Raw genomic sequence first — 25,406 nt, 5'->3', positions numbered from 1 at the left:
TAAAAATGGGTATACGATTAATTAATATAGGATTTGGCAACATAGTTTCTGCAAATAGATTGGTTGCTATTGTAAGTCCTGAATCTGCACCTATTAAAAGGATAATACAGGAAGCAAGAGATAGAGGAATGCTTATAGATGCAACTTATGGAAGAAGAACAAGAGCGGTTATAATTACTGATAGTGATCATGTTATACTTTCAGCTGTTCAGCCTGAAACAGTGGCTAATAGATTGGCATCTAAAGATGAAGAAGCTATAGACGAGGTTGAAGAATAATGAAAAAGAACAAAGGACTTTTAATAGTATTATCTGGGCCTTCAGGAGCAGGAAAAGGTACTCTTTGCAAAGAATTGTTAAATAGACAAAGATTTTGGCTTTCAGTATCTGCCACTACAAGGCAGCCGCGAGAAGGAGAAGTACCAAACGAGAGTTATTATTTTTTAAGTAGGGATGAATTTAAAAACAAGATTTTGAATGGTGATTTTTTAGAATATGCAGAGGTATATGGAAATTTCTATGGTACACCAAAATCCAATGTTATGGAAAGACTGGAAAATGGAGAAGATGTAATATTAGAGATAGATATTCAAGGAGCATTAAAGGTGAAGGATAACTATCCAGAGGGAGTATTTATATTTATATTACCACCATCTATGGAGGAACTTAGAAATAGAATTATAGGAAGAGGCAGTGAAACAGCAGAATCTTTGGTAACCAGATTTAAAGCTGCTTATAGAGAAATAAATTATGTTTCAAAATATAATTATGCTGTTATAAATGATACTGTAGATTTAGCAGTAAATAAAATAGAAAGTATAATAGCTGCTGAAAGATGCAGAGTTGACAGAATAAAAGATAAAATATTAAATTCTAAGGAGGATTTGATTCATGAACAATTCAATGATTAATCCATCAATAGTAGATCTAGTAAAAAAAGCAGGAGATAGATATTCCGTGGTTGTAATAACTTCAAAAAGAGCAAGACAGATAATATCAGGTTCTAAGCCATTAGTAGATATTGATGCAAATAAACCACTTACAATTGCTATAAATGAACTGGATCAAGATAAATTCCAATATGATACTGAAAAAGAAGGAAGTAAGTAATATGTCCTCAAAAAATATAGTTTTGGGAATATGTGGAGGTATAGCAGTCTATAAAGCACTTGATATAGTAAGTCGTCTTAAAAAGAAAGATATAAATGTAAATGTAATTATGACTAAATCTGCTACAGAGTTTGTAACACCTTTAAGTTTTCAATCTTTAAGTCAGAATATGGTCATATCTGATATGTTTGAAGAACCAAGAGCTTGGGAAATTCAACATATCTCTTTAGCTAAAAAGGCAGATTTAATGCTAATAGTTCCTGCTACGGCTAATATTATTGGAAAAGTGGCAAATGGCATAGCTGATGATATGTTATCAACTACTATAATGGCTACTACAGCACCGGTAGTATTTGCACCAGCTATGAATACAAATATGTATAGAAATCCTATAGTTCAAGATAATATTCAAAAATTACAGAGATTTGGTTATAAATTTATATTACCAAGCAGTGGAAGACTGGCTTGTGGTGATGTGGGAGAGGGTAAACTTCCAGATACTGAGTATATTTCAAATGTTGCATTAAGTATGTTATATGATAAAAAAGATTTAATCGGTAAGAAAGTTCTAGTTACTGCCGGTCCAACTGTTTCATATATAGATCCTGTAAGATACATTACTAATAAGTCTTCTGGGAAAATGGGGTATGCCATCGCAGAAGAGGCTAGAGATAGGGGAGCAGAAGTAACTCTTATTTCAGGACCTTCTTCATTAGAGAAACCTTATGGCGTAAAAATAATTGATGTAGATACCAATGAAGATATGTATAACAAAGTTTTAGAATATTATAATGATAGTGACATTGTAATAAAATCTGCAGCTGTCGCAGACTATAAAGTAAAAAACTATTCAGAAAAAAAAATAAAAAAGGCGGATGGAGATTTAAACATTACATTTACACGAGATAATGATATTCTTAAAGTTTTAGGAGATAAAAAGAAAAATCAAATTTTAATTGGCTTTGCAGCAGAAAGTAATGATTTAATAGAAAATGCTAAATCTAAAATATATAAAAAAAATTTGAATTACATAATTGCAAATGATATAACCTTAAAAGATACAGGATTTTCTAGTGATGATAATTTGGTTACCATTATAAGTAATACTGGAGAAGTATATAATTTGGATAAAATGTCTAAAAGGAATATAGCAAGAAAAATGTTTGATTTGCTAGAGGAAAAGCGCTAAAAGCGCTTTTTTAATACAGAAAAGCGAGTTTAATCGCTTTTTTCTATTTGTTATAAAAAGGGTGATTCAGTGTTTAAATATGCAGGCGTTGTGATAAATAACGAATCTAGTGAGGTAGATAAAATATTTACCTATAAAATTCCAAAAAATTTAATGAATTTAATAAGAATAGGTCAGAGAGTAAAAGTACCTTTTGGTAGAGGAAATAAAATGGTATTTGGATTTATAATTGAGCTTTATGAAACATACGAAAGTACATATAATATAAAGAATATAGATAGTATTTGTGATGATTTTACAGTTCTTAGAGAAAAAGATATAGAACTTATAAATTTAATGAGAAAAAAATATATATGTACCTATTTGGATTGTATAAAATTAATTATACCTACAGCTATTAATAGAGGCATGAAGCAAAAAACAAGTAATAAAATTTTCATAAAAAACAGATTAACGGATAAATATAATCGAGAACCCTATAGTAATATATTTTTTGCAGTAGAAAATAATAATGGGAAATATAGCAAAAGTGAATTGAGTAAAAATTTTAAATTGTCACTATCTTCTATAAATACATTGATAAAACATGATTTTTTAAGTGCAGATAAGAAGATAATTGATAGATATAATCAAAAAAAATATAAAAAATATTGCGAAAAAAAATTAAATGAAAATCAGCAATTTGCAGTAAATAAAATAATAAATAGTAATAAAAATAAATTTTTAATACATGGTGTGACAGGTAGTGGTAAAACAGAAATATATATGAATCTTGTAAACATAATGATGAAGCAGGGAAAAGATTCTATTGTTTTAGTTCCAGAGATTGCTCTAACACCACAAACTGTAGAACGGTTTAAGGGAAGATTTGGGGATAAAATAGCTGTATTTCATAGTGGACTTTCTGATGGAGAAAGATATGATGAATGGATTAGAGTAAAAACTAATAAAGTAAAGATAGCTGTAGGAGCTAGGTCGGCAATATTTTTACCCTTTTCCAATTTAGGGATGATAATAATAGATGAAGAACATGAAACCAGCTATAAATCAGAAATAACACCTAAGTACACCGCTGTAGAAGTAGGTATAATTAAAAGTAATTTAGAAAATTGCAAATTAGTATTGGGTTCTGCTACACCTTCACTAGAGACCTATTATAAATGTACCAATAAGGAAATGGAAATAATAACTATTTCTAAAAGAGCTGATGGAGCTAAATTTCCTAAGATAAGTATTGTAGATATGAAGGAAGAACTGGCTTTAAATAACAAATCTATGTTTAGTGGACTTCTTTTAAATGAAATTCATAGGACTTTAAGCAAGGGAGATCAAATTATACTTTTTTTAAATAGAAGAGGCCATTCTACTTTTGTTTCCTGTAGAAAATGCGGTTATGTTTTTAAATGTGAACATTGTGATATATCACTTACTTATCATAGTGGAATTAATAAATTAATTTGCCATTATTGCGGCAATACTAAAAATTTGACTTCAATTTGTCCTAAATGCGGAAGTAAGTACGTAAAATACTTTGGAGTTGGAACAGAAAAAATAGAAAAAGAAATAAATAAAATTTTTACTGGAGCCAAAACATTGAGAATGGATTATGATACTACAAGGCGCAAAAATGCCTATGAAATAATATATAATAAGTTTAAGGCAGGAGAAGCTGATATACTTATAGGAACCCAAATGGTGGCAAAGGGACTTGATTTTAAAAATGTTACTTTAGTTGGAGTTATTGCTGCAGATTTATCTTTAAATTTGCCAGATTATAGGGCCAATGAAAGAACCTTTCAACTTATTAATCAAGTTTCAGGAAGGGCAGGTAGAGGCTTAAAAGAAGGAAGAGTTATAATACAAACTTATAATAGTGAGAGTAATGCTATAATAGCAGCTGCCAATAATGACTATTTGGGATTTTATGAAGAAGAAATAAAAATAAGAAAATCTATGGAGTATCCACCCTTTAGTGATATATTTTTAATCAATATAAGTAGTAAAAATGAAGATTTATTAATAAAAAGTACACAGAATATTAGTTTGTTATTAAAAAATATTATAAAAGAATATAGTAATATAAAGATGTTAGGACCATGTCCCTGTGTTATATCTAAAATAAAGGAAATGTTTAGATGGCAGATAATCTTAAAGGGTAAAATAAACCATGAGTTTGCAGCTTATATGAAAAAATTTCTTTATGAATGCATTAAAAATGATTATAATGATATAAGGATTAGTGTAGACATAAATCCTATTAGTTTATTGTAATATAGTAAGAATGGTTTAATATTTTATTTTGGAGGTTTTTTAATATGGCATTAAGAAATATAAGAACTTTAGGAGATAATATTTTAAGAAAGAAGAGTAGACCTATTGATAAAATAAATGATAGAATACTCACTTTAATAGAAGATATGAAGGAAACTATGTATGAAGCACAAGGAGTGGGTCTTGCAGCACCACAAGTGGGAATACTTAAAAGATTAGTTGTTATAGATGTAGGTGAGGGACCTATAGTGCTTATCAATCCTGAAATTATTGAGACTAAAGGAAATGTATTAGATGAAGAGGGATGTCTAAGTATACCAGATCAACAGGGTAAAGTTGAAAGACCTGAATATGTTAAAGCAAAGGCATTAAATGAAAAAGGTGAGGCTATAATAATAGAAGGAAGAGAACTTTTAGCTAGAGCCATTTGTCATGAATTAGACCATTTAGATGGAGTGCTTTATATTGATAAAATAGTAAAAGGAGATGAAAAATAATTTGAATATAGTATTTATGGGAACACCAGAGTTTTCTGTACCTTCTTTAGAAAAACTTATAGAAAAATTTAATGTAAAAGCTGTGTTTACTCAACCGGATAAACCTAAGGGAAGAGGTAAAAAAGTGAGTATATCTGCAGTTAAGGAAATAGCATTAAAAAATAATATTCCTGTATATCAACCAGAGAAAATAAAGAAAGAAACTGAAATAATAGAAAAGTTAAAGGAGATAAATCCAGATTTCATTATAGTTGTGGCCTTTGGACAGATATTATCTAAGGAAATATTAGATATTCCAAAGTATGCCTGTATAAATCTACATGCATCTCTATTGCCAAAACTTAGAGGTGCAGCTCCTATAAATTGGGCTATTATAAATGGAGAGACTGTATCTGGTAATACTACTATGCTTATGGATGTAGGGCTGGATACGGGAGATATGCTCTTAAAAGATATTGTAGATATAACCGGCGATATGACAGCTGGTGATTTACATGATATTCTTATGGAAAGAGGTGCTGATTTATTAGTAAAAACTATAAATGAATATGTTAAGGGTACTATAGTTCCAGAAAAACAAAAAGATGAAAATTCTAATTATGCCCCAATGCTTACAAAACAAAGTGGGGAAATCAACTGGAATACAAGTGGTAAAGATATTTATAATTTAGTAAGAGGATTAAATCCTTATCCCCTTGCCCACTGTAAATATAATGAAAAAAATATGAAAATACACAAGGTTAAAGTTTTAGATAAGGTGTATGATGAAATACCTGGTACAATAATAGAAGTGAATAACGATGGAATAATAGTTGCTTGCAAAAATAGCAGTTTACTTATTGAGGTAATACAATTTCCAGGAAAAAGATCTATGACGGTAGAAGAATATACTAGAGGCAATAAAATTGATAGAGGAGTTATTTTACAATAATTTCTTGTAATTATTTTGGAGGGTGTTGTTATTATGTGGTTTTTTGATCCGACTTTTATAATACTGATTCCAGCTATAATTATATCATTTTGGGCACAATTAAAAGTGAGTTCAACCTTTGACAAATATTCAAGGGTTAGAAGCAGAAATGGCTATACAGGTGCAGATGTAGCTAGAATGATTTTAGATTCAGCAGATTTGAGAGATGTTCCCATTGAAGTTATACCTGGGAAACTTACAGATCACTATGATCCTTCAAGCAGGGTAATGAGGTTATCTCCAGAGGTATTTCATGGCGATTCTGTTTCAGCTATTGGAGTTGCAGCCCATGAATCAGGGCATGCGCTGCAGCATAAAATGAACTATGCTCCTTTGAAAATTAGAAATTCTATAGTTCCAATTGTAAACTTTAGTTCTAATGCATCTTGGATAATATTTTTGATAGGTATTATCTTTTCCATACCAGCTTTAGCTGAGATTGGAGTTATACTTTTTACAGCTGTAGTTGTATTCCAACTTATAACTTTACCTGTAGAGTTTAATGCTTCAAAAAGAGCAGTAAATATACTGGAAAGCAGAGCAATATTGATGGGGGATGAAGTGAAAGGTGCTAAAAAAGTTTTAGATGCAGCAGCCATGACTTATGTAGCAGCAGCACTTATGGCTATATTAAATCTTGTTAGACTTATTCTCATAAGTAGAAGAGATGATTGATTGAGGTTATATAATGAATAAAAGTAGAGAAATAGTAGCAAAAGTTTTAACAGGGGTTTTAAGAGACAAATCCTATTCCAATATACTTTTAAGTAATTCATTGGATGATTCAAATTTGGAAGCTAAGGATAGAGCCTTAGTTACTGAAATAGTATATGGCACGTTGAAATACAAATATACAATTGATAAAATATTATCTAATTTTATTAGAAAAGATTTGAAAAGCATAGATATATATGTATTAAATATTTTAAGATCTTCTATATATCAGATGAGGTACTTAGATAAAATACCAGAATTTGCAGCTGTAAATGAGGCTGTACAAATAGTAAAAAAGAAAAAAGGTGTAGGAGTATCCAAGTTTGTAAATGCAGTCCTCAGGAATTATATAAGATCCAAGAATGTAAATTTTGAAAAAGATGATGATGAAATACATAAGCTTTCTTTTCAGTATTCTTTTGAGCCTTGGATGGTAGAGCTTTTTGTTAAGCAGTATGGAATTGAAATGGCAATTTCTATAATGGAAGGTCTCAATGAAGTAGCATATATATCTGTAAGAGTAAATCTACTAAAAGAAAATTATGATAATATTTTTAATATACTTTTAGAGGGGAATTTTAATATTGAAAAAGGTTATATAAATAAAGAGGCTATTAATATAATAAAAGGTGGAAATATTGAGCAAAATAATCTATTTAAAGATGGATTTATAACTGTTCAGGACGAAAGTGCAATGTTAGTAGCTTCATCTATGGAAATCAGCAATAATATGACTATTCTTGATTTATGTAGTGCACCTGGAGGTAAGACTACTCACATTTGTGAGATATTAAATAATACTGGAGAAGTTAAGGCTTTTGATCTTCATGCAAATAAATTAAGGTTAATAAAAAAGAGTGCTGAAAGACTGGGAATAAAAAATTTAATCTGCAGTGAAATGGACGCAAGAAAGTATGATGATAAATATAAAAAAATTGCTCATAGAGTTCTAATAGATGTACCTTGTTCAGGACTTGGAATCATAAAAAAGAAACCTGAAATAAAATGGAATAAATCTATTAAAGATTTAAAGAACATTGTAAAGACCCAGAGAAGTATTATGATGAATGCAGCAGAATATGTTAAATATGGTGGATATTTAATATACTCCACCTGTACTTTAAATTCAGAAGAAAATGAAAAAAATATTCAATGGTTTTTAGATAACAATCTAAAATATAAAGTTGAACCTTTATATTTTGGAAATTATGATAATATAATATATAGTAAAGAGGGATGGGTTACTATAATACCAAACAAATATATGGATGGTTTTTTTATTTGTAAACTTAAGAAAATACATTAGGAGTGTCTATGGTTAACATATTAGATTTTAATTTAGAGGATTTAAATATTTGGATGAAACAAAATGGGGAAAAAGAGTTTAGGGCAAAACAAGTAATTAACTGGATTTATAATAAAATTTGGGATTTTAATAAAATGAGTAATTTACCTAAATCTACACGGGAAAAGTTAAAATCTTTTTTTTATATAGGTATTCCGGAAGTAGTAGAAATTTATGAATCTAGCGGTGATGATACAAAAAAATTTTTGTATAAATATAGAGATGGAAGTGTAATTGAATGTGTAGAAATGGATTATAATTATGGTAATTCAATTTGTGTTTCTACTCAAGTAGGTTGTAGAATGGGATGTAAATTTTGTGCTTCTACTATTGGCGGAGTTATAAGAAATTTAACAGCAGGTGAAATAATAGCACAAATACTATGTACCGAAAGTATAACCCATAAGAAAATTTCTAATGTAGTACTTATGGGCAGTGGTGAACCTTTGGATAACTATGAAAATACAATTAAATTTTTAGATATAATAAATAAAGATTATGGCTTAAATATAGGTCACAGGCATATAACTTTATCTACCTGTGGAATTGTTCCTAAAATATATGAATTGGCAGACTTAAACCTACAGATAACACTGGCAATATCTCTGCATGCATCAAGTGATGAGGAAAGAAGAAAAACTATGCCTATAGCTAATAAATATAGCATTGAAGAAATTATTGACTCCTGTAAATATTACATAAATAAGACCAATAGAAGAATAACCTTTGAATATGCATTGGTAAAGAATATAAATGATAGTATAGAATCAGCAAAAAAACTTGCTAAATTACTCCAAAGTCTTCTTTGCCATGTTAATTTGATACCAGTTAATCAAGTTACAGAGAGCGATTTAAAAAAGCCAGCTAAAGAAAATATAAAAAAATTTAGCAATATATTAACTGAGCTTGGTATTAATAATACTATAAGAAGGGAAATGGGAAGTGACATTAATGCTGCCTGTGGTCAGTTGAGGAGAAACTATATGAATAATATAGAAGAGAGGTGCTAAAATGTTTGGATTTTTAAGTGATATAGGCATATCGAGGAAACTAAATGAAGACTATGTAGGAGCTTATGAGGATGAACTAAAGAAAATATATGTGGTAGCAGACGGCATGGGAGGACATAATGCAGGGGAAATTGCCAGTAAGATAGCTGTAGATTCTACACTGGATTACATAAAAAACTTGAAAGAATTTGAAAATTTAGAAAATATCTTATGCAAGGCAATAAAGACGGCAAATATAGATATTTACAATAAGGCAAAAGTTAATTCAAGTATGGCAGGTATGGGAACCACAATTACAGCTTGTCTAATTGTAAAGGATAGATTGGTAATTGCCAATGTAGGTGATAGCAGCTGCTTTATTGTAAAACGCAATAATATCACTAAAATCACTAAAGACCATTCATTAGTTCAGCAATTGGTTGATTCTGGAAGTATAACGGAAGAAGAAGCAGTAAATCATCCAAATAAAAATATTATAACTAGAGCATTAGGAACTAATGAAGAAGTAAAAGTAGACTTATTTACTATGAGCACAGAAGGAATTTTTAAAATAATTTTATGTAGTGATGGTTTAACAAATGTTGTGAATAGGCATGAAATATATGATATAATAATAAAAAATAATAATGATGACGCTTGTACCAAACTGGTTGAACTTAGTAAATTGAAGGGCAGTAAGGATAATATATCTGTTATTATTTTTGAAGGAGAGTGTGAAAATGATAGGGACTACACTAAATAATAGATATGAACTTCTGGAGAAAATAGGTGAAGGTGGAACTGCAATAGTATATAAAGCTAAATGTCATCTTTTAAATCGTTTTGTTGCAGTAAAAGTTTTAAAGGATGAACTAGCTAATGATAAAGAGTTTGTAGAAAAATTTAAGAGAGAAGCATCTGCTGCGGCTGGCTTATCATGTAATAATATTGTAAATACTTATGATGTGGGAACAGAAAATAATATAAATTACATTGTTCTTGAATATATTAAAGGCAAAACTTTAAAACAAATAATAAACGAAGATGGAAAATTAAATTGGAAAAAAGCTGTAGATATAAGTAAGCAGATTGCTTCAGCTCTTGATTGTGCACATAAAAATAATATTGTACATAGAGATATAAAACCTCATAATATTTTAGTTACTGAAGATGGTATTGTAAAAGTTGCAGATTTTGGAATAGCAAAGGCTTCAGATTCAGTTACAATTACTAATAGTAATAAGATAATGGGATCAGCACATTATCTATCTCCAGAGCAAGCTAAAGGTATGAGAGTTGATGGAAGAACAGATATATATTCACTGGGAATAGTTATATATGAAATGATTACAGGAAAAGTTCCTTATGATGCTGAAAGTCCAGTATCAGTGGCTTTAAAGCATATTCAAGATCCTGTAGTACCTCCAAGAGATATTAATCCAAATATACCAATAAATTTGAATAATTTAGTGCTGAAATGCATGGAAAAAAATCCCGAAGCTAGATATGAAAATGCTAAAAAACTCATAGATGATTTAAATAATATAAGTAATAATTCAAATAATAATTTTGATAATAATTCTCTAAAAGATGATTATACCAGAGTTATGGATCCTATTAATGATACAGTACAGTTTTCCCCTGTTGGTAATAATGGCAGTTTAAATGAAAATGAGTTTAATAATAATGAAAAAAATTTTGATGAATCAGAAAGTACAGATGAAGAGGACGTGAATGAAGAGGTTAATAATAAAAAAACTAGTTCTCTTTCAAAAAATAAGAAGAAAATAATAGTAGCTACTCTTGTTGCTCTATTAGCTATTGTAGTAGTTATAGGTGGACTTAAATTGGGCCAGTTAAATGCAGTAAATAGAGTTGTTGCTAATACCAAGAAAGTCCCAAGTATTTTAGGTATGAAGCAGCAAGATGCTAAAAAACTTGTGGAAAGTGAAGGGCTTAAATTTGTTATAGCAGGAACTGAAAATAGTGATCAGGAAAAAGGAACCGTAATAGAGTGTTATCCTAATGTAGGAAATAATATTAATAAAGGTGATTCAGTTAGAGTAACAATAAGTTCAGGACCAGATGAATCTATCGTACCTCCAATAGAAGGCCTTGATTTAGAAAAAGCTAAGGAGCAAATTGAAAATTCAGGATTTGTTTTAGGTGATGTGAGTAAAGATTATAGTGATAGTACAATTAACACTGTAATAAATGTAAATCCAAGTGTAGGTACTACTTTGAAAAAAGGTACTGCTATAAGTATAGTTTTAAGTAGAGGACCACGCATAAGACAATCCGTAGTTCCTTCATTGATTGGAAGATCCAAGGATGCGGCGATAGCAGCATTAAACGATAAAAATCTTGTTGCTAACGTGGTATATGAAACTACTGATGATAGTAATCAAAATAATGTAGTATCTAAACAGGATATAGCAGCAGGTACTACGTTAAATCAGGGAGCTAAAGTAACTATAACAGTTTATAATTACAGTCCACCAGCACCTTCAAATAATTCATCTGATCAGAATAACAATGCTTCTAATACGAGTAACGATAATAATACTTCTGATAACAATAAAACGTCTGATAAAAATGATACTAATAATGCTACGAGCAAAAATGATGCTAATAATTCATCTAATAGCAGCAAAAATCAAGGCAATGACAATAATAATAGCAATAGCAACAATAATTCCGTAAACAATAATACAACTGGAAACAATGGAAATGATAACAAAAAATAAAAACTAAAATAATAAAATATTAAGGAGTTATAATGCAAGGTATAATTATAAAAGGTATAGGCGGTTTTTATTATGTAAAGGTGAATAGTAAAATATATGAATGTAAAGCAAGGGGAAAGTTCAGGCACAAAGAACTTTCCCCATTAGTAGGAGATAATGTCATAATAGATTTAGATGAAGATAATAAAGGCGTTATCAAGGAAATATGTGATAGGACTTCAAAACTTATAAGACCATCTATAGCAAATGTAACACAGGCTTTTATAATTTTTGCTGTACGTAATCCTGATTTTAATATGGATTTGTTGAATAAATTTTTAGTTCTCTGTGAAGTTAATAAATTAAAAGCAGTAGTGTGTTTTAATAAAATTGATTTAGCTACTAAAGAAGAAGTGGATAATACAGTTTCTCTGGTAAAGAGTATAGGATATGAAACCATTTATTTAAATGCAAAGACAGGATATGGAATAGATAAAATCAAAGCTCATCTAGAAGAAAATATTACTGTATTTTGTGGCCCTTCAGGAGTAGGTAAATCTACCATTTTAAATTCTATAGTGGGACATTCAGCTATGGAAACAGGGGATATAAGTAAAAGACTGAATAGAGGTAAGCATACTACAAGACATTGTGAACTTTTAGAAATAGATGGCGGATATGTAGCAGATTCACCAGGGTTCTCTTCTTTAGATATAAGTTTTATAAAAAAAGATCAGCTTCAAGGGTGTTTTCCTGAGTTTTTGGAATATTATGATACCTGTAAATTTTCAACCTGCATGCACTATAAAGAACCTGGATGTACAGTGAAAGAGGCGGTTGAATCTGGTAAAATAAATAAAAATAGATATATGTTTTATATAAAAACATTAGAAGAAATTTTAAGTAGGAGGGAATGGAAATGATAAAATTATCTCCATCTATATTGTCAGCAAATTTATCAAACCTAGGGAAAGATATAAAGGATTTGGAAAAATTTGGAGCGGATATGGTTCATATTGATGTAATGGACGGAAGATTTGTTCCCAATATATCTTTTGGTATGCCAATTATTAAGGCTGTACGTGGAATATCAAATTTAATTTTTGATGTACATTTGATGATTGAAGAACCTTCCAAATATATAGATGAATTTGCAAAATCTGGTGCGGATATTATAACTATACACTATGAAAGTGACATACATATAGACAGAACAATAAAATATATAAAGAGTTTAGGTAAAAAAGCAGGTATTGCTATAAATCCAGCAACACCTGTATCCGTACTAGAATGTATTATACAAGAATTAGATATGGTACTTATAATGTCTGTTAACCCGGGATTTGGTGGGCAGAGTTTTATAGATTATACTTTAAATAAAATAAAGGAGATAAAATTACTTTCGGAAAAATGCAATCCATCTCTTATGATTGAGGTAGATGGAGGAATAAATAAAGATAATATAAAATCCATTGTAAAGGCTGGAGCCAATGTAATTGTGGCAGGATCATCAGTTTTTAAAAATGAAGAAATAGAAAAGAATATAAGTATTTTAAAAGAAGGCATATAATATGAAAATAGTTATTGTTTCTGGAGGTAAACCGCCCAGAGAACAAAATTTAAAAAAATATATAGACAATGAAACTTTTATCATAAGTGCTGACAGCGGGTCAAATATATTATATAAGTATAATATAATACCTGATATAATATTAGGAGATTTTGATTCGATTGATAGGGAGGTTATTAATTATTTTAGGGAAAAAAAGTGTAAAATAATTTCTTATCCTACAGAAAAAAATTTTACTGATACTGAAGCGGCGCTAAAAGAGGCGATTAAAATGAGTCCAGATAGCATTTTGTTATTTGGATGTACGGGCAGTAGATTGGATCATACCTTTGCTAATTTAGGTTTGTTATACAGATGTTTAATTAGTAATATAGAAGCCTATATTATAGATGAAAATAATACAATATCTCTTCACAATGAAGCTTTTAAAATTGAAGGAAAAAGAGGAGATTTATTTTCTCTACAAGCCTTTGGCAGTGTAGTAAAAGGTTTATCAATCAGTAAAGCAAAATATGAGCTTAATAATTATGATTTAAAATTTGGAGATCCGCGAACGGTATCTAATGAATTAATGGATGGTAGTGTTTTCATTACTTTCCATAAAGGAATATTGTTATTGATTAAATCTAAAGATTAATATAATTATAAATAAGTATTTGATTAATATTATCAGTGTACTATCTAAAAACATAATTAAATAATTTAAACCAAATATGCTTTCTAATAATATGCAGGAAAAACTTTTAAGAGAAAAACTTAGAAGTTTTTCTCTTTTTATGAAATAAACTTCAATTTGAATCATATAATATTAATGGAATGGCAATGGGGGTAATTAAATTGACGAGAAAGCATAATAAGTTAAAAAGAAAAAAGTGGGGACTTATAATTGCCTCTATTGGTGCAGGCATTATAATAACTTTTATTATTCCAGTTTGGGGATGGGTTATGGCAGTTGGTGCCGGTCTCATATATGGGGGCTGGTGTTTAATTAATAATTCGCATGATGACTAGGAGGATTTATATGAAAATTTTTGCTTTTAAACTTCCAAAATTTTTATCTTCAGTAATAAAAATTTTTATAAGAAAATAGGTAAAATAAAAAATGCAATTGTCTGTACAACTGCATTTTTTAAATTTATCCTATAGAATAAAAAATTCCATGGGATGTCTAAAAATCCGCTTATATAGCACGTTGAACCTTACCAGAACGAAGGCATCTTGTACATACATGTATTGTTCTTGGTGTTCCATTTACAATAGCTTTAACTTTTTTCACATTAGGAAGCCAAGTTCTTTTTGATTGACGGTGTGAATGGCTGTATTGAACTCCTGCTACTAAACCTTTATCGCATATATCACATTTTCTTGACATTAAAAAACACCTCCTTAAATGAAGTTATAAACTTCATAATTAGCACAAACATTATTTTATCATAATGCATGTAAATTATGCAAGTAGAAAATAGTGAATATAAAAGTAATTGGATTAAATTTCTTGAATTATCAATAAGATTAATATAAAATATTTATATGGTAAAGAATAAGGAGGAGTTATAATGATGGGTATAACCAATGAAAATGGGTCCATTAACTATTCAGTTGATGTTCTTGCTAATATAGTAGGAATTTCTACAATGGAATGTTACGGTGTTGTTGGCATGGCTTCAAAGAATGCCAGTGACGGTTTTTGGGAATTAATTAGAGGGGAAAATCTAAGTAAAGGTGTAAAAATAAACTCAAAAGATAATAATATTAATATAGAATTATATATAATCGTAGAATATGGTACAAAAATTTCAGTTATAGCAAATAATATAATACAGAAAATAAAATATAATTTAGAGAATTATACAGGACTCAAAGTCTCTAGTATAACGGTGAATGTTCAGGGTGTTAGAGTCTAGGGAGGTAAAAAAGTGAAATACTTAAAGATAGACGGCTGTAGATTTTATAACATGATGATAAATGCCTGTAACAGATTGGAGAATCAAAAAGAATTTGTTAATTCCTTAAACGTTTTTCCTGTACCAGATGGAGATACTGGTACTAATATGTCTATGACCTTTAGAAGTGCCGTTTCAGAAATTAAAATTAAGGATAACTCAACTATCTCAGAAGTATCAAAACAACTTTCAAAAGGTGCTTTAATGGGAGCTAGAGGGAATTCAGGGGTTATTTTATCGCAGATTCTAAGAGGTATATCTATTGGATTAGAAAATACTAATGAAGTAGATTCTAATGAATTTGCCAATAGTCTTCTAGAGGGTAGTAAAGCTGCTTATAAGGCTGTCATGAGACCTACAGAAGGTACTATACTTACTGTTATAAAGGCTGCTGGAGAAAAGGCTGCCAGTACTAAAGATGAAAATATAACTACATTGATGAAGGCAGTTTGTGAACACTGCGAAGAAGTTTTAAATAAAACCCCTGATATGCTGCCTGTTCTAAAAAAGGCAAAAGTAGTAGATGCTGGAGGCATGGGACTTTTAATAATACTTAAAGGTATGTACGAAGCTCTTAGAGATGATATACAACCATCTTTAGAGGAAAAAAATCAAAATGTAAAATCAGAAACGGTTATGCATCAACAGGAGATAGATCCAGCTCAAATAAGATTTGGATATTGCACTGAGTTCTTTATTAATTCTAAAAAAGAGAATTTAGAGGACTTTAAAAAAGATCTCTCATGCCATGGAGATTCTATGATTATAGTTGGAGAAGAGGGAATCATAAAAGTTCACATTCACACTAATGATCCTGGGCTTATTTTATCTAAGGCATTAAAATTAGGAGAACTTTCAAAAATAAAAATTGATAACATGAGAGAACAGCATAGGAGAATTTTAGAGGATAAATATAAACCTCAAGAACAACTTGTAGAAATGGAAAAATCTGATGAAAATATAAATTTAAAGGAGTATGCATTTATTGCTGTAGCCTCTGGAAATGGAATAATTGAAATATTTAAAGAACTGGGAGTAGATTGTGTAATTGAAGGCGGGCAAACTATGAATCCAAGCACACAGGATATTTTTAGTTCAATCAGCAAATTAAAAGCACAAAATATATTTATATTACCTAATAATAAAAATATTATAATGGCTGCTACTCAAGCAGCTGAACTCAGCGATAAAAATATTATAGTGATTCCTACAAAAACTATTCCTCAGGGTATAACTTGTATTACAGAATTCAATGAGAATGAGGAAGTAGATACAAATATAGATAATATGATAAATTCAATATCAAAAGTGGCTACAGGTACAATAACCTATGCTGTAAGAGATACAGAGATTAATGGTAAAAATATTTTCTCTGGGGATATTTTGGGCTTAATTGAAGGTGACATTATAGAAATTGGCAATGATATATACAGTATGTGTGAAAATCTAATAGGGAAATTAGTAAAGAAAGATAGTGAACTTATATCATTGTATTATGGAGAGGGTTGTGTAGAAAAATCAGTTAAAGATTTAATTAAAAGAATAGAAAAGTCTTATCCAGAAGTGGATATTCAATGTATTAATGGACAGCAGCCTCTATATTATTTTATAATTTCAGTTGAGTAGAAAAAGCCTAAGGGCTTTTTTTATTGTATATAAAAATTATAATATGGTTTTAAATCTGTTTTATCAATATAAAATATTAAAATTTTGACAGGAGCCAATTATGAATATATATAGTGATATAAGTTATATAAAAGGAGTAGGTCCTAAAATTAAGATGGAATTAAATAAATGTGGTATCTTTTCCATATTGGATTTGCTTTTGTATTTTCCAAGAGATTATGAGAATATACCTCGTATGGATAATATAGCTAAAGCAAATAGAGGAAATAAAATAATAATTAACTGCAGATTTATAAAAAATGAAGGTAGCTTTAGAAGCAAAAATGGTAAATTAATTTCAAAGCTAATGTTTACTGATGGCTTTAATCTATTTAAAGGGATTTGGTTTAACATGCCATATATTAGTAAAGGCTTTTATGTAGACAATAAATATACACTAATGGGTAAATTGAATTATATTAAAGGTGAGACGGTTTTAGAAGTTCCAATAGTTATTAAAGAGCAAAATAGTGGAACTGATAAGATTGTTCCTATTTATTCATTAAAAGAAAATCTAAAGAATTCATATTTTACAAAGATTATATCACAAGTATTATCTAAGGTAATTATTGAAGAAAATTTACCAGATTGGATTATAGAAAAATATAAATTTTATTCTTTAGACAGGGCTATAAGGTGTATTCACAATCCTAAGAATTTTATTGAATTAAATGAGGCTAAAAAGAGATTAAAGTTTCAAGAATTATTTACCTACTCTTTAAAAGTACTCATGTTAAAAGATTATGTGAATCGAGGAAAAAAGGGAATTGCTTTTAAAATTTCAAAAGAACTTACGGAATTAAAAGAAAAAATTCCCTATGATTTAACTAAAGCTCAAAGTAAAGTTATAAGGGAAATTTTAATAGATGAGAAAAAATCTATAGCAATGAATAGATTATTGCAAGGAGATGTAGGGTCTGGAAAGACTATTATAGCTTTAATTGCCATGTTTAATGTAATTAAGAATGGATATCAGGCAGTTCTCTTAGCTCCTACAGAAATATTATCAAGACAACATTATATTGAAGCTGAAAAGCTTTTAAGTGAGTTTAATATAAATATAGAACTATTGATTGGAAGTATTAGTGAGAAAAATAAAAACAGAATTAAAAATGAATTAAAAGAGGGTAAAATTCATATGATAATTGGAACTCATGCTCTTCTTGAAGACAATGTAGAATTTTCAAATCTTGGATTGGTGGTAACGGATGAGCAGCATAGGTTTGGTGTTATGCAGAGAAGTAAATTATTCAATAAAGGAAATAATATAGATATATTAGTAATGACTGCAACACCTATACCAAGAACTTTAGGATTATATTTATATGGAGATTTAGATGTTTCTATTATTGATGAACTTCCGCCTGGAAGAAAGAAAGTAGATACTTATTATGTAGATAAGAAAGATAGAGAGAGAATATACACATTTGCACTTAAAGAATTGGAAAAGAGCAGACAAATATATGTGGTTTGTCCTTTAGTAGAAGAAAATGAAGAACTGAATTTGAGTTCAGTTAACAGCCTTTTAAGTGAATTGAGAGAAAAATACTTTAAAAGTTTCACTGTAGAGATGATTCATGGAAAAATGACTGGAAAGAATAAAGATAATATAATGTCTAGATTTAAAAAAGGAGAAATTCATATATTGGTATCTACAACAGTTATTGAAGTAGGAGTAAATGTTCCTAATGCCAGTATTATTATTATAGAAAATGCGGAACGATTTGGACTTTCACAGCTTCATCAGTTGAGAGGCAGAGTTGGAAGAGGAGCAAATAAATCTTATTGTTTTTTAATTGCCAATATAAAAAGCAAAGTGGTGAAACATAGAATGGAAGTTCTAAAAAATAGCAATGATGGATTTTATATAGCAGAAGAGGATTTTAAAATCAGAGGTAGTGGTGAATTATTTGGATTTAGACAGCATGGTGAAGATAATCTCATATTATCTGATTTAATAGAAGATTCTCATATATTAAAAGAGGCAAATAGAGAAGCTAAGATGTTAATAAAAAGTAATAGAGAAAGAGATATTTTTATTAAAAATCATATTTTAAATAAACTAGAGCTTACATCAAAATATATATGCTTTAATTGATGCAAGTGTGTAAATTTTATAATAATGTTGTAAAATAAGCAAAAAACTTTGTATAATTTAATACTCTATGCTACAATGTTATGGAAATAACAGATGTAATATAAAAAGAGGTAATTTATAGTATATAATGGATAAAATCGTTAATATAAAGAGGAGGTAAGAATATGAGAATAATTGCTGGTCTTGCAAAGGGAAGAAAATTATTGTCTCCTGAAGGAATGGAAACGAGACCAACTTTAGATAGAATAAAAGAATCTATATTTAGTATAATTCAAAATGATGTGCCTTATGCCACTGTTTTAGATGTATTTGCAGGTACGGGAAGTCTTGGATTAGAAGCTGTAAGTCGTGGTGCAAAACAATGTTATTTGATTGATAAAAGTCCTATAACATTTCCTTTACTTAAGAAAAATGTAGAAAACTTAAAATTTCAGAATGTTTGCAGATGCTTAAATATGGACTCTTATAATGCACTATATAAATGACACAGTATATTAATCCCCCATCTGAGATGGGGCGAATAGAATAAGCAGTAGATTTGGCTAGAGTAAAAGAACCTCCAATGATATAATGATACAGGTTTCGCAGGCCGTATCAAATCAAAGGAGGTTATCCAAATGGATAATGCAAGTATAGCACATACTAGATGGAATTGCACATATCATATAGTGTTTATTCCAAAGTATAGAAGAAAAATAATGTATGGTGAAACAAAAAAAGATATAGTAGAAATTTTAAAGAAGTTATGTGAAATGAAGCAGATCACATTGATAGAAGGAAAGGTTTGTAAAGATCATGTTCATATGTATATAGCAATTCCACCAAAATTATGTGTATCTGAGTGTATGGCATATTTAAAAGGAAAAAGTGCATTAATGTTGTTTGATAGGCATCCAGAGTATAGAAGTAGATGGGGAGAAAGACATTTCTGGGCAAGAGGTTATTATGTAGCAACGGTAGGAAATGTAAATGAAGATACAATAATAGAGTATATAAGGCAACAAGAAGAGAGTGATAAACTAGAAGACGGAAGAAAATAGCAAAGGCCTCGCATGAGAGGTAACCAGTAAAAATGGCTTTGCGAAACCGCCTTTAGGCGTGCCAGTAACGTGTCCTGGAGGGACCAAAATTAAACCACCATTTGAAATGGTGGTTGCTAACTTTATCTGATGATAAATGCATATTTAATTTAATATTTATTGATCCACCCTATATGAAGAATATGATTCCAAAAGCTGTAGAAATTATTGATGATAAAAATTTATTACATAGGGATGGAGTGATTGCAACTAAAATTGATTCTAGTGAAGAAATATATTCTGGGAATGGGAATATTAATTTAGTTGACTTTAGAAAATATGGTAATACAACTGTTTGCTTCTATAGATATAAGGAGGATTAATATGAAAGTAGCTGTTTATCCAGGAAGCTTTGATCCGATAACTAATGGTCACTTAGATATAATTAAAAGAGCAGCAAAGGTATTTGACGAAGTTATAGTAGTGATACTTTTAAATCCACAGAAAAAAAGCTTATTTTCTGTAGAGGAAAGGGTTGAATTAATAAAAAAAGTTTTGAAATTTAATAAAAATATAAAAATAGAATGTTATAATGGGTTACTTGTAGATTTTATGAGAGAAAAAGGAGCAAAGGTTATAATTAAAGGACTTAGAGCTATGTCTGATTTTGAATATGAATTTCAGATGGCACTAATGAATAATAAATTAGATCCAAATGTAGAAACAGTGTTTATGATGACAAGAGCTGAATATTCATATTTAAGTTCTTCATCTGTAAAGCAGGTTGCTGTGTTTGGAGGGTGCATTAAGGGGCTAGTTCCAGATGAAATTATACCAGACATACAAAGAAAATCTGAATCTCAAAGCTGTAATAAGGGGAGAGTATAAATATGAATGTTATGAAGCTTTTAGAATATTTATCGGATATCATAGAAACCTCTACAAAATTACCTATGACAGGTAAAGTTGTTATTAATAAAAAAGAAGTTGATGAAGTTATCAATGATATAATTTCAGCTCTTCCTGATGAATTAAAAAAAGCTGAATGGATAATAAATGAAAAGGACAGAATATTAAGTGATGCTTTAAAAGAAGCTGATATTATAAGAAGACGAAATGCTCAAACGATAATGAAGGAAATTGAAAAACATGATATAACTAGAGAGGCAAAGAAAAATGCAGAAGAAATAATTGCTTCAGCACAAAATACTGCAAAGGACATAAGAATAGGTTCAAGAGAGTATGCAGATAATGTGCTAAAAGAATTAGATAATGAAATTAAAGAATTAAGTGACATTATGCTTTCAAATATAAAAGTTGAAATGGAAAAGTTTTTAGTTAGTTACCAAAAAAAAGTTAAGTTTAAGCGAGATATTATTAAAGAGAATATTAATGAAGTTAAAAAGATTCAATAAATTTTATACTTTTATATACCACAAAAGGAAATATTGCTATTAAGATTAATATTAGTATTAAAATATTTGAATTAGTGAAAGCTATATAATTTTTTTGATTCACAGTAAATATACTATAATTACTAATTTTAAGTAAAATTAAAGTAGCAAAGGATGAAATTATTCCTTGAATTACTTTTCTGTATATGTATTTAAATAAAGAAAAATTATGATGGCTTGTATAAGCATAGGTTTGCGCTATAACACATAGCCCTCCAAAGGAAGTAAAAAAACTAAATAACATTAATTTTAAATCTATATTTAATGAAGACATGGATACTAAATTACATCCATTTGTCATTTCAATAGATCCTAAAATTAGTGAACCTAATACTATATTATTATTTACTGCAGAAAATACTGCAGTATTTTTTATTATACCGAGAAGTACAGAAAAAATAGTTACAAAACCAAGCACTAAAAGGGAAGAAGTTATAGAATTCTCTACGCTGTTTTTTAGTACGCTGCCTATGTTTTGCTTTTGAAAAACATGGTTTTTATTATTTTTAGACTCTTGAAACATAGGAGAGGCTGGAAGTATCAATCCCATAGCAAAACAACCAATATAACTTGAAAGTAATAGAATATATCCATAATGGGAAGAACCAAGCATACTCTCACCTATAGTTCCAACTAAAAATAAAGGACTGCAGTTGGTGGCTATATTAATAAGTCTTGAAGCTATACTAATATTAATTTCTTTTTTTTCTAGAAGTTCACAACAATATTGAGCTCCCATGGGATATCCGCATAAAAAGCTTATTATTAATACAAGACTGCATTTGCTTGGTAGTCTTAAGGGTTTACATAGTAGTTTTCCAAAAACTTTTGAATAAATATATATTCCATCATAGGCTATAATTATATTAAGAAGCAGTGTAAAAGGAAACATAGTTGGGAATACTTTGTAAGCAAAGAGCTTGGCTCCATTAATTGCACTATTAATACAATTTAATGGATTTATTATAATGGAAAAAATAATAAAAGAACATAAAATAGTTATAATAATACTTATTAATTGATTTTTATTATAGCTGTGTATTAAAATAAAAGTTGTAAAAAAAGTTAATATAAGAATTATGTAAAAAATAATATTCAAATAAAAATCTCCTTATAATTAATCTAATTTATTTATATTTAAAAAGGAGATAATTATTCCACAATATTTAAGTTAATGTTTATTTTTAAAGTATTACAGGACTATTTAAATAGTCTGCTAAAGGATTTATACTTTTATTTAGTATGCTATAAGCTTTTGTTGAAAGGATATCAAGCTCCAAACAACTATTCATATCTTTTGACTTTGGAAGTTTTGAATATAAAGGTATATATGAATTCTTTTTAATGAGTTTTAAGATTTCTAATCCTTTTTTATTAAAAGCTAGTATTCTGGCATAAGGGCAAGAAGCTTTCCTTAAAATTTCTGTATCATAATTATCAAAACCAATAAAATACTGACATAGAATTCTGCTTAATCTTGTATAAGAATATCTTTTGCTTTTTATATTAGACATAAGATCTTCAAAATCCGTTGAATTAATTATAGATTTATAAATTTTATTATGAAGACCTTCGTTAGCATCTGGAATTTTATCTATATTATTATTATTAGTTAAACATTTATATCTTAAAAATTTAAACATATCTTTAGAAAAAGCAAAATCATAATTATTTTTATATAGGGAAATAATTTTCTCATAGACAGAATCAGGCAAAAGATTCTTTATAGAATTTAGATCATAATCATTTTCTATTAATTTTCTTATTGCAGTTGCACTTGGAAATTCAGAATTTATATATTGACAATTATAATCATCACCTTGCCTTTTTATAGTAAAAGCTTTTATAGAACTATTTAATTTTATTAGACTTTTGCAATACTCAATTCCTAAAATATTGTTAGAGCTAGACAAAATAGATTCTAGAGAGTTTGTTAAATTTATATCTATATTATTCTGGGAAATTTCAAATAGTGCTTTACTTCTGGCGGTAAAGTATGGAAGTCCTGAAGCTATATATTTTCTTAATAAATCTAAATATTCATAGGATGGATTTTGCAGAGTATTGGCTATATAATAGATTGGTTCTAAGTTTCCACATTCGCTGCCAAAACACAATGAATCTACTACATTTATATTGTTTAAAAGGCTTATAGCTCCATAAGAAAAGAATTCTGCTGATGAAATACTATAGACAGAAGGCAATTCTATTACTAAATCTATTCCGTTTAAAACTGCTAATTCTGCACGAGTCCATTTATCTATTATCGAAGGCTGTCCCCTTTGAACAAAATTTCCGCTGATTACCCCAATTATTCCATCGCAGTTTGTCAATTCTCTTGTTTTATTTATATGTAATATATGACCTTTATGCATTGGATTATATTCTGCTATTATTGCTGAAATTTTCAAAAAATCACCTACCATTATCAAATAATATATATATTATACTTGATAAACAAATAACATGGAAATAAAAATATAAATATAAAATGTTAAAAATAACTTACTTAAATTACAATTTCATAGATTTACTAATAGGTTTATTGTTAAAATTTTATTTTGTTATTAGAATTGTAAGAAATTTTTAAATATATTGAATTTAAGATTTTTCATTTTTTTATTGAAATACCCTCGTCAAAAGATGTATATTAGAAGTATATGTTACAAGTATATGTTTAACTTAAGGAATTAAATATATACTATAAGGAAGGGAGAAAGACAGATGGAATTAATGGAATCAATATGGAAAATGGCAAAAAATGACAAAAAGAAAATTGTTTTAGCAGAAGGAGAAGAAAAAAGAAACCTGCAGGCATGTGATAAAATATTGAAAAATGGACTAGCTAATATTGTCTTAGTAGGAAGTGAAGAAAAGGTAAGAGAAAATGCAAAAAATTTAGGATTAGATATTAGTGGTGCAGAAATATTGGATCCTAATACTTCAGATTTTACAGAAGGTTATGCAAAAGAATTTTACGAACTTAGAAAAAAGAAGGGCATGACTCTAGAAAAAGCTGAAAAAATGGTAAGGGATCCATTATATTTTGCAACTATGGCTATAAAAACAGGATATGTAGATGGTATGGTTTCTGGTGCGATTCATACTACTGGAGATCTTTTAAGACCAGGTTTACAGATTGTAAAGACTGCTCCAGGAGTAAAAATTGTATCAGGATTTTTTGTTATGATGGTACCAGATTGTAAATATGGAGAAAGTGGATTACTTTTATTTGCAGATTGTGCAGTAAATCCAAATCCAACGGCTGAAGAGCTTGCAGCTATTGCAATAACTACTGCAGAAACAGCTAAGAAATTATGTAATCTTGATCCAAAAGTTGCTATGCTTTCATTCTCAACTATGGGTAGTGCAAAAGGAGAACTTGTAGAAAAAGTACAAAAAGCGACAGCAATAGCAAAAGAAATGAGAACTGATTTGGATATTGATGGTGAGCTTCAATTAGATGCAGCTATTGAAGAAGAAGTAGCTCAATTAAAGGCACCAGGAAGTCCAGTAGCAGGAAAAGCAAATGTTTTAGTATTTCCAGATTTGCAAACAGGTAATATTGGATATAAACTAGTACAAAGATTTGCAAAAGCAAAAGCTATAGGACCTATATGCCAAGGATTTGCAAAACCTATAAATGATTTATCAAGAGGATGTTCTTCAGATGATATAGTTAATGTGGTTGCAATGACTGCAGTTCAAGCACAAAAGGGAATTTAATAAGCTTTGTAAATAAATAAAAAAATTTTTATAAAAGAATAGCTAGAAAGCTGTCTCACAATCTGTATCTATACAATGTGAGACAGCCCACTGTTATTTCTTTTTAATATGTTTATTGAAA

The 25,406-nt window shown here is 29.0% G+C and carries 26 protein-coding genes and 2 pseudogenes; 25 read left to right on the top strand and 3 right to left on the bottom strand.

From position 1 onward, the window contains the following. Positions 1-5: 5 nt before the first annotated feature. The 16 genes from remA to CLPA_RS20095 all read left to right on the top strand — a co-directional run bounded on the left by remA (position 6) and on the right by CLPA_RS20095 (position 14,391). Positions 6-278, top strand: coding sequence for an extracellular matrix/biofilm regulator RemA (gene remA / locus CLPA_RS10245; RefSeq protein WP_003442079.1), 273 nt, complete (start codon positions 6-8; stop codon positions 276-278). Continuing rightward, entirely contained in the window at positions 278-910 is a 633-nt protein-coding gene (gmk, locus tag CLPA_RS10240) for a guanylate kinase (RefSeq protein WP_003442080.1), read from the top strand. Before remA ends, gmk begins: the two co-directional genes overlap by 1 nt. Next, the gene (gene rpoZ / locus CLPA_RS10235; protein ID WP_003442083.1) at positions 891-1,109 is read left to right on the top strand and encodes a DNA-directed RNA polymerase subunit omega; all 219 of its coding nucleotides are present in this window, start codon (positions 891-893) and stop codon (positions 1,107-1,109) included. The genes gmk and rpoZ overlap by 20 nt, the downstream gene beginning before the upstream one ends. 1 nt (position 1,110) lies before the next feature. After that, positions 1,111-2,298, top strand: a complete 1,188-nt coding sequence (coaBC, locus tag CLPA_RS10230) for a bifunctional phosphopantothenoylcysteine decarboxylase/phosphopantothenate--cysteine ligase CoaBC (protein WP_003442085.1) — start codon at positions 1,111-1,113, stop codon at positions 2,296-2,298. 69 nt (positions 2,299-2,367) lie between these two features. Then, positions 2,368-4,569: a primosomal protein N' gene (priA, locus tag CLPA_RS10225; RefSeq protein ID WP_003442087.1), complete on the top strand. Its 2,202-nt coding sequence runs from the start codon at positions 2,368-2,370 to the stop codon at positions 4,567-4,569. Between the two features lie 44 nt (positions 4,570-4,613). After that, complete coding sequence (gene def, locus CLPA_RS10220) at positions 4,614-5,066, top strand: peptide deformylase (RefSeq protein ID WP_003442089.1); 453 nt, start codon at positions 4,614-4,616, stop codon at positions 5,064-5,066. Further along, a complete protein-coding gene (gene fmt, locus CLPA_RS10215; protein WP_242834548.1) occupies positions 5,056-5,997 on the top strand; it encodes a methionyl-tRNA formyltransferase in 942 nt (313 codons plus the stop codon). The genes def and fmt overlap by 11 nt, the downstream gene beginning before the upstream one ends. 33 nt (positions 5,998-6,030) lie before the next feature. Continuing rightward, positions 6,031-6,711 carry a zinc metallopeptidase gene (locus CLPA_RS10210; protein ID WP_003442092.1) on the top strand — a complete coding sequence of 227 codons (681 nt, stop codon included), beginning with the start codon at positions 6,031-6,033 and terminating at the stop codon, positions 6,709-6,711. Positions 6,712-6,724: 13 nt separating this feature from the next. Then, a complete protein-coding gene (gene rsmB, locus CLPA_RS10205) occupies positions 6,725-8,056 on the top strand; it encodes a 16S rRNA (cytosine(967)-C(5))-methyltransferase RsmB (protein ID WP_003442094.1) in 1,332 nt (443 codons plus the stop codon). An 8-nt stretch (positions 8,057-8,064) separates the two neighbouring features. Beyond that, complete coding sequence (gene rlmN / locus CLPA_RS10200) at positions 8,065-9,105, top strand: dual-specificity RNA methyltransferase RlmN (RefSeq protein ID WP_003442096.1); 1,041 nt, start codon at positions 8,065-8,067, stop codon at positions 9,103-9,105. Between the two features lies 1 nt (position 9,106). Then, positions 9,107-9,847, top strand: coding sequence for a Stp1/IreP family PP2C-type Ser/Thr phosphatase (locus tag CLPA_RS10195; RefSeq protein WP_003442098.1), 741 nt, complete (start codon positions 9,107-9,109; stop codon positions 9,845-9,847). Beyond that, positions 9,825-11,831: a Stk1 family PASTA domain-containing Ser/Thr kinase gene (pknB, locus tag CLPA_RS10190; RefSeq protein WP_003442101.1), complete on the top strand. Its 2,007-nt coding sequence runs from the start codon at positions 9,825-9,827 to the stop codon at positions 11,829-11,831. The genes CLPA_RS10195 and pknB overlap by 23 nt, the downstream gene beginning before the upstream one ends. Before the next feature lie 32 nt (positions 11,832-11,863). Next, positions 11,864-12,733 (top strand): ribosome small subunit-dependent GTPase A, encoded by an 870-nt coding sequence (gene rsgA, locus CLPA_RS10185; RefSeq protein ID WP_003442103.1) that lies wholly within the window; start codon positions 11,864-11,866, stop codon positions 12,731-12,733. Beyond that, positions 12,730-13,380: a ribulose-phosphate 3-epimerase gene (gene rpe / locus CLPA_RS10180; protein WP_003442105.1), complete on the top strand. Its 651-nt coding sequence runs from the start codon at positions 12,730-12,732 to the stop codon at positions 13,378-13,380. The genes rsgA and rpe overlap by 4 nt, the downstream gene beginning before the upstream one ends. Before the next feature lies 1 nt (position 13,381). Continuing rightward, complete coding sequence (locus CLPA_RS10175; RefSeq protein ID WP_003442108.1) at positions 13,382-14,017, top strand: thiamine diphosphokinase; 636 nt, start codon at positions 13,382-13,384, stop codon at positions 14,015-14,017. Between the two features lie 200 nt (positions 14,018-14,217). Continuing rightward, on the top strand, positions 14,218-14,391 hold the full coding sequence (locus CLPA_RS20095; protein WP_003442109.1) for a hypothetical protein: 174 nt from the start codon (positions 14,218-14,220) through the stop codon (positions 14,389-14,391). Between the two features lie 169 nt (positions 14,392-14,560). Here CLPA_RS20095 and rpmB read toward each other — a convergent pair whose 3' ends face one another. Continuing rightward, on the bottom strand, positions 14,561-14,752 hold the full coding sequence (gene rpmB / locus CLPA_RS10170; RefSeq protein ID WP_003442111.1) for a 50S ribosomal protein L28: 192 nt from the start codon (positions 14,750-14,752) through the stop codon (positions 14,561-14,563). Positions 14,753-14,936: 184 nt separating this feature from the next. On the opposite strand from rpmB, the gene CLPA_RS10165 reads away from it, so the two are divergent. From CLPA_RS10165 to CLPA_RS10130, 8 genes and pseudogenes are all read left to right on the top strand, one after another. Next, the gene (locus CLPA_RS10165; RefSeq protein WP_003442113.1) at positions 14,937-15,284 is read left to right on the top strand and encodes an Asp23/Gls24 family envelope stress response protein; all 348 of its coding nucleotides are present in this window, start codon (positions 14,937-14,939) and stop codon (positions 15,282-15,284) included. A 12-nt stretch (positions 15,285-15,296) separates the two neighbouring features. After that, a complete protein-coding gene (locus tag CLPA_RS10160; RefSeq protein WP_003442115.1) occupies positions 15,297-16,949 on the top strand; it encodes a DAK2 domain-containing protein in 1,653 nt (550 codons plus the stop codon). 100 nt (positions 16,950-17,049) lie between these two features. Beyond that, complete coding sequence (recG, locus tag CLPA_RS10155; RefSeq protein ID WP_003442117.1) at positions 17,050-19,086, top strand: ATP-dependent DNA helicase RecG; 2,037 nt, start codon at positions 17,050-17,052, stop codon at positions 19,084-19,086. 164 nt (positions 19,087-19,250) lie between these two features. Continuing rightward, a pseudogene (locus CLPA_RS10150) lies at positions 19,251-19,562 on the top strand (RsmD family RNA methyltransferase); the annotation flags it as partial. A gap of 141 nt (positions 19,563-19,703) precedes the next feature. Further along, positions 19,704-20,126 carry an IS200/IS605 family transposase gene (gene tnpA / locus CLPA_RS10145; RefSeq protein ID WP_003441862.1) on the top strand — a complete coding sequence of 141 codons (423 nt, stop codon included), beginning with the start codon at positions 19,704-19,706 and terminating at the stop codon, positions 20,124-20,126. Positions 20,127-20,266: 140 nt separating this feature from the next. Then, positions 20,267-20,488 (top strand): annotated as a pseudogene (locus CLPA_RS10140) (RsmD family RNA methyltransferase); the annotation flags it as partial. A 1-nt stretch (position 20,489) separates the two neighbouring features. Beyond that, a complete protein-coding gene (gene coaD, locus CLPA_RS10135) occupies positions 20,490-20,993 on the top strand; it encodes a pantetheine-phosphate adenylyltransferase (RefSeq protein WP_003442124.1) in 504 nt (167 codons plus the stop codon). A gap of 2 nt (positions 20,994-20,995) precedes the next feature. After that, a complete protein-coding gene (locus CLPA_RS10130; RefSeq protein WP_003442125.1) occupies positions 20,996-21,520 on the top strand; it encodes a hypothetical protein in 525 nt (174 codons plus the stop codon). On the opposite strand, the gene ylbJ is transcribed toward CLPA_RS10130, so the two are convergent. Together ylbJ and CLPA_RS10120 are read right to left on the bottom strand one after the other, a co-directional pair. Beyond that, the gene (gene ylbJ, locus CLPA_RS10125; RefSeq protein WP_003442128.1) at positions 21,504-22,658 is read right to left on the bottom strand and encodes a sporulation integral membrane protein YlbJ; all 1,155 of its coding nucleotides are present in this window, start codon (positions 22,656-22,658) and stop codon (positions 21,504-21,506) included. The two genes, CLPA_RS10130 and ylbJ, sit on opposite strands and share 17 nt — an antisense overlap. Positions 22,659-22,743: 85 nt before the next feature. Next, positions 22,744-23,970: a nucleotidyltransferase gene (locus CLPA_RS10120; RefSeq protein WP_003442130.1), complete on the bottom strand. Its 1,227-nt coding sequence runs from the start codon at positions 23,968-23,970 to the stop codon at positions 22,744-22,746. Positions 23,971-24,283: 313 nt separating this feature from the next. Here CLPA_RS10120 and pta point away from each other — a divergent pair, with 313 nt between their 5' ends. After that, positions 24,284-25,285, top strand: coding sequence for a phosphate acetyltransferase (gene pta / locus CLPA_RS10115; RefSeq protein ID WP_003442134.1), 1,002 nt, complete (start codon positions 24,284-24,286; stop codon positions 25,283-25,285). Positions 25,286-25,406: the final 121 nt, after the last annotated feature.

The organism is Clostridium pasteurianum DSM 525 = ATCC 6013, from assembly GCF_000807255.1.
In the GTDB taxonomy this organism is placed as follows: Bacteria; Bacillota; Clostridia; order Clostridiales; family Clostridiaceae; genus Clostridium_I; species Clostridium_I pasteurianum.
This window is presented reverse-complemented; position numbering and strand designations above follow the sequence as displayed.